The 318-nt window shown below is 45.3% G+C and carries 1 protein-coding gene; it reads right to left on the bottom strand.

Annotated elements, in window-relative coordinates; genetic code table 11:
- Positions 1–87: 87 nt before the first annotated feature.
- A partial coding sequence (locus HC176_RS18610) for a glycosyltransferase family protein (RefSeq protein WP_167920461.1) occupies positions 88–318 on the bottom strand: 231 nt, incomplete at its 5' end.

The raw sequence follows: 318 nt of genomic DNA on the forward strand, positions 1-318 counted from the left end.
TTACAATTCCGCGGGAGTAGGTGGCAGCACCATTCCAGTAAGCAGAAACTATACTGGATCCAAAAAAGGCAATTTTCAGGTTCTTTTTCATGCTTCCATGGTTTTGTGTTGGATTGGAAAGATCTTTTCTTCTGCCATTCCAAGTTCCTTCAAAATATCCTCCAGTGCATCTACTCTGTGGGCGCAGGTATGCCTGTCCCAAATAGTTTTTCGGCCGTTTTGGGAAAGGCTTTGGGCCAGTTGTGCACTTTTAAGGACTTCAGCTATTTTGTAGCCCATGTCATTCCCATCTTTGGCGATGAGGTAATCTTCGCCCGG

It is taken from the genome of Tamlana crocina (genome assembly GCF_012037625.1).